The organism is Intrasporangium sp., from assembly GCF_039812505.1.
In the GTDB taxonomy this organism is placed as follows: Bacteria; Actinomycetota; Actinomycetes; order Actinomycetales; family Dermatophilaceae; genus Intrasporangium_A.
The window spans coordinates 1-4,887 of record NZ_JBDIAQ010000204.1; the positions used below are offsets into that span (position 1 = coordinate 1).

The following is a 4,887-nucleotide window of genomic DNA, read 5'->3' on the forward strand; positions in this document are numbered from 1 at the left end:
CTGGCGGCCGAGCCGAACCGGCGCTCCGGTCCTCCCTCGCTGGCGCTCGGTCGATCCTCGCGCCTTGGCTCAGCCGCCGAACTCGCTCGCCGCGCTCCTGGCCTGCTCCAGCCAGGCCCGGCGGGCCTCGAGGGCCTCCTGGGCCTTGCGGATCGTACTCTCGTTGCCCGCGGACCGGGCCGTGTCCAGGTCGGCCTCCAGGTCGGCCACCGCCCGCTCGAGCTGGTCGACCATGCCCTGCGCCCGGGCCGCAACCTCGGGGTTGGAGGACCGCCAGCGCTTCTCGTCGGTATCGCGCACCGCCTGCTCGACCCGGCGCAGGGCCTTCTCGAGCCGGTCCACGTCGGCGCGCGGCACCTTGCCCGCCGCCTCCCACCGGTCCTGGACCGAGCGCAGCGCCGCCTTGGCCTGCTCGAGGTCGGCCACCGGCAGCAGCGCCTCGGCCTCCTTCAGCAGGCCCTCCTTGACGGCCAGGTTCTCCTGGAAGCGCTCCTCCTCGGCGGCCACCACCTGGTCCTTGGCCCCGAAGAACGCGTCCTGGGCCGCCTTGAACCTGGCCCACAGCTGGTCGTCGTCGGACCGGCTCGCCCGGCCGGCCCGACGCCACTCGTCCATGAGCCGCTTGTACGCCCCGGCCGTCGCCGACCACTCGGTGCTCGCCGCGAGCCGCTCCGCCTCCTCGACCAGTCGCTCCTTGGCCGCCTTCGCCTCCGCGTGCGCGGCGTCGAGGCCCGCGAAGTGCGCGCGCCGGGCCTTGTCGAAGCGGTTGCGGGCCACGCTGAAGCGCTGCCACAGCGCCGTCTCCGCGTCGCGGTCCAGCCGCGTCGACGAGCGCTGGTGCTGCTTCCACTCGTCGAGCAGCTCCCGCATTCGGGCCCCGCTCTGCTTCCACTGGATCTTGTTCTCCGGCTGGTCGGCGATGGCCTCGGCCGCCGCGACGATCGCCTCACGCTCGGTCCTGGCCTGCGCCCGGGCTGCCGCGCGGGCCTCCTGCTCGAGACCGCGCTTGCGGGCGATGCCGGACTGGATCTCGTCGAGCTTGGCGTGCAGCGCGTCGAGGTCGCCGACGACGGCGGCCCCCTCAACCTGCTCGGCCAGGATCTTCAGGGCGTCGCCCACGTCCTTGGCCGGCACCTCCGGCTTGGCCAGCCGCTGCTCGAGCAGGACCGCGGAGGCGTAGAGCTCGTCGTACTTGCGGGCGAAGTAGGTCAGCGCCTCGGCCGGGCTGGCACCCGGGAAGCTGCCGACCTCGCGCTCACCCTCCTTCGTGCGCACGTGCACGATCCCGTTCTCGTCGACCCGGCCGAAGGCCGCCGCCGCGGAGTGGTCCTCGCCGGCCATCGGGGGCGTCGGCCGGGGCGTTGCCGGCCGCGCCAGCGATGCGGGCGTGGGGATGGCGCTCGGCTTCGGTATGCCGCTGGGCTTGGGCACGGGCGGCGCGTCGCCCTCGGGCGCGGCCGAGCCCTGCTCCGGCTGCTCGGGCTGGTTCGTCGTGTCAGTCATGCCTTCTTCTCCGTCACCTTGACGCTGAGGATGCTGATGGGGGAGACCGGGGTGCCATCGTTCGGGTTCGGCGGCAGCGCCTTGTGCGAGGCGATCTTCTTGACGATGTCCAGACCTCCGGTCACCCGTCCGAAGATCGTGTAGCCGCCACCGCTCGTAGGCAGCTTCGTCTTCTCGTAGGCGATGAAGAACTGCCCGCCGTTGCTCTTCGGGTCGGACGTGCGGGCCATCGCCAGCGTGCCGGCCGGGTAGACGCCGTCCTTCGGGGCGTTCTCGACGCCGAAGCCGTAGCCAGGGCCTCCGGAGCCGGTGCCGGTGGGGTCGCCGCACTGCAGGACGAAGATGCCCGCGCTCGTCACCCGGTGGCAGGGGCTCGGGGCCCAGTAGCCCTGCTTGGCCAGGAAGACGAACGAGGCGACGGCCTGCGGCGCCTTCGTCCCGTCCAGCTCGAGGGTCAGGTCACCGCAGGTGGTCGTGACGGTCGCGAGGAACGTGCGGCCGGCCGCGGTCTTCTTGTCCGGCACCGTGGCGAAGCTCTTCGGGGTCTGCTGCAGGGCCGGTGGCTGCTGGCACCCGGCGGCCAGCTCCTGTCCCGGCTGCAGGCCCGCGGTCGTCGCTGCCGGTTTCGGCGTCGCGGCGGGGCTCGTGTCGGCATCGGGCAGCAGGTGCGGCACGGCGACGGCGGCGGCCACGACGAGGATGACCGCGAGGATGACGCCGAAGAGACGCTTGTCCTTGGTGCTCTCGCTCACCACCTGCTGGGTGCCCCGCTGCTGCGCCGCCTGACGGCGTCGCGCGCGGGCGCGCTCCTGCTGTTTGGTCACGGACCTCTCCTTGGCGGGCCACCGACTTGCCGGGCTCCGGTCATTTTAGGGACACGGCCCGGTGACTGCACGGCGCCGCCGACACGCCGCCCGGCCCGCCCGGAACGAACTAGCATGGCCGCTGGCGAAAGGAAGTCAGCCGTGGCCGAGCACGAAGTGCGCATGGTCGTCCTGTCGACGGACGACCTGGACGAGTCGATCAAGTTCTACTCCGAGACCCTCGGGATGCCCCTGAAGTTCCGCGACGAGTCGCACTTCGCGGCCCTCGACGGCGGGTCGGTGACCCTGGCGCTCGCGACGCGGGTGGACCACCCGATCCACGGTCGGGTGGTGGTCGGCATCCGGACCGCCGACGTAGACGCCGCGGCGCAGCGCATCGAGCAGACCGGCGGCGCGATCGTCAAGGGCCCGTACGACGACGCCCATGAGCGGCGCGCCGTCTGCTACGACAACATGGGCAACGGCCTGGTGTTCTACAGCCCGCTGAGCCGCTGACCCGTGCTGACGGTCGCCTTCCCCGCCCAGGCGTTCGAGACCAACTGCTACGTCCTGGCGCCGGGCGCCGGGCAGGAGTGCGTCGTGGTCGACCCGGGAGTGGGCGTCGAGCAGCGGCTGGAGGAGGTGCTGGCCACGCACCGGCTCCGTCCGGCCGCGGTCCTGCTCACGCACGGCCACGTCGACCACGTGTGGGCGGTCACGCCGGTGTGCGGCGCCGACACGGCGGCATACATCCACTCGGCCGACCGCTACCGGCTGCGCGACCCGCTCGCCGGCACCCACCCCGCCCTGATCGCCATGCTCGAGCAGCAGTTCGGTCGCAAGGCCACCTGGGCCGAGCCAGCCACCGTCGTCGAGATCGGCGACCGGACCCGCCTCACGCTGGCCGGCCTGGAGTTCGAGGTCCGACACGCACCGGGCCACACCGAGGGCTCGGTGCTCTTCGGCACGACGGAGGTGCCCGACGGGGTGCGCGCCGACGTCGAGGTCGACCGCACGACGCTGTCCGGCGACGTCCTGTTCGCCGGGTCCATCGGCCGGACCGACCTGCCCGGGGGCGACCACGCGGCCATGCAGCGCAGCCTGCGCGACGTCGTCCTGCCGCTGGCCGACACGACGCTCGTGCTGCCCGGACATGGGCCCGCCACGACGATGGCCCGCGAACGGGGGAGCAACCCGTACCTGCAACACTTGCCCGCGTGAGCACGCCAGCCAGGATCACCCCGATCAGCGGGTTCCCCGAGTACCTGCCCGCCGAGCGGATCGTCGAGCAGCGCTTCCTCGACGTCATCCGGGAGACCTTCGAGCTGCACGGCTTCGCCTCGGTCGAGACGCGCTCCATCGAGCCGGTCGAGCGCCTCACCGGCAAGGGGGGCGACGCCGACAAGGAGATCTACGGCGTCTCCCGGCTCGCCGGAGACGACGAGGAGACCAAGTGGGGGCTGCACTTCGACCTGACGGTGCCCTTCGCCCGCTACGTGCTCGAGAACGCCGGCAGGCTGCACTTCCCGTTCCGGCGCTACCAGATCCAGAAGGCCTGGCGCGGCGAGCGACCCCAGGAGGGGCGCTACCGCGAGTTCACCCAGGCCGACATCGACGTGGTCGACGTCGGCGAGCTGTCCCCGCACTTCGAGGCGGAGATGCCGCTGGTCATCGCCGACGTGTTCGCCCGGTTTCCGGTGGGCGAGTTCGTCATCCAGGTCAACAACCGCAAGATCCCGGGCGGCTTCTACCAGGGCATCGGCCTGACCGACGTCGTCGGGACCCTCCGGATCGTCGACAAGCTGGACAAGATCGGCCCGGACCGGGTCGCCGAGCTGCTCGTCGGGTCGGGCGCCACCCGGGAGCAGGCCGCGCAGTGCCTGGCGCTGGCGCGGATCCGCACCGCGGACCTGTCCTTCGTCGACCGCGTCCGCGAGCTCGGGGTGAGCCACCCCCAGCTGGACGAAGGCCTCGAGTCGCTGGCCCGCGTCATCCGCACCGGCCGGGCCCACGCGCCCGGACGCGTCGTGGCCGACCTGCGAATCGCCCGCGGCCTCGACTACTACACAGGCACGGTCTACGAGACCCAGCTGGTCGGCCACGAGGACTGGGGCTCGTTCTGCTCCGGCGGCCGCTACGACGCGCTGGCCTCCGACGGCCGGCACACCTACCCCGGGGTCGGCATCTCGATCGGGGTGACCCGCATCCTCGGGCTGCTCGTCGGTCGCGGGCTCGTCACCGCCGACCGCTCCACCCCGGCCGCGGTCCTGGTCGCCCTGAAGGACGACGACTCCCGGGACGCCGCGGTCGCGGTGGCCACCGCCCTGCGGGCCCGGGGGATCGCCTGCGAGGTCGCCCCGTCGGCCGCGCGGTTCGGCAAGCAGATCCGCTACGCCGAGCGCCGGGGCATCCCGTACGTGTGGTTCCCGGCAGCCGGGCCGGCCGGAGACGAGGTCAAGGACATCCGCTCCGGCGAACAGGTGCCCGCCGACGCGGCGGCCTGGGCCCCGCCCGCGGAGGACCTGCACCCCGCGGTGCGCCGGCGCACCTGACCCCCGCCCCCGTCGCGCGGGCGCCCGCC

5 protein-coding genes are annotated in these 4,887 nt (G+C 73.0%); 3 read left to right on the top strand and 2 right to left on the bottom strand.

The window, feature by feature from the left end:
• Nucleotides 1-69: 69 nt before the first annotated feature.
• On the bottom strand, nt 70-1,503 hold the full coding sequence (locus WMI84_RS16880) for a DUF349 domain-containing protein (RefSeq protein ID WP_347354939.1): 1,434 nt from the start codon (nt 1,501-1,503) through the stop codon (nt 70-72).
• The gene (locus tag WMI84_RS16885; RefSeq protein ID WP_347354940.1) at nt 1,500-2,327 is read right to left on the bottom strand and encodes a peptidylprolyl isomerase; all 828 of its coding nucleotides are present in this window, start codon (nt 2,325-2,327) and stop codon (nt 1,500-1,502) included. Before WMI84_RS16885 ends, WMI84_RS16880 begins: the two co-directional genes overlap by 4 nt.
• 141 nt (nt 2,328-2,468) lie before the next feature.
• Here WMI84_RS16885 and WMI84_RS16890 point away from each other — a divergent pair, with 141 nt between their 5' ends.
• The 3 genes from WMI84_RS16890 to hisS are packed head-to-tail and all read left to right on the top strand — an operon-like array spanning nt 2,469 to nt 4,858.
• Entirely contained in the window at nt 2,469-2,822 is a 354-nt protein-coding gene (locus WMI84_RS16890; RefSeq protein WP_347354941.1) for a VOC family protein, read from the top strand.
• Nucleotides 2,823-2,825: 3 nt separating this feature from the next.
• Nucleotides 2,826-3,527 carry an MBL fold metallo-hydrolase gene (locus tag WMI84_RS16895; RefSeq protein WP_347354942.1) on the top strand — a complete coding sequence of 234 codons (702 nt, stop codon included), beginning with the start codon at nt 2,826-2,828 and terminating at the stop codon, nt 3,525-3,527.
• On the top strand, nt 3,524-4,858 hold the full coding sequence (hisS, locus tag WMI84_RS16900) for a histidine--tRNA ligase (RefSeq protein WP_347354943.1): 1,335 nt from the start codon (nt 3,524-3,526) through the stop codon (nt 4,856-4,858). Before WMI84_RS16895 ends, hisS begins: the two co-directional genes overlap by 4 nt.
• The last annotated feature ends 29 nt before the right edge of the window (nt 4,859-4,887 follow it).

Excerpts from the sequence above, each read along its gene's own strand:
- WMI84_RS16880 (WP_347354939.1), bottom strand. The coding sequence starts at position 1,503 with ATGACTGACACGACGAACCAGCCCGAGCAGCCGGAGCAGGGCTCGGCC.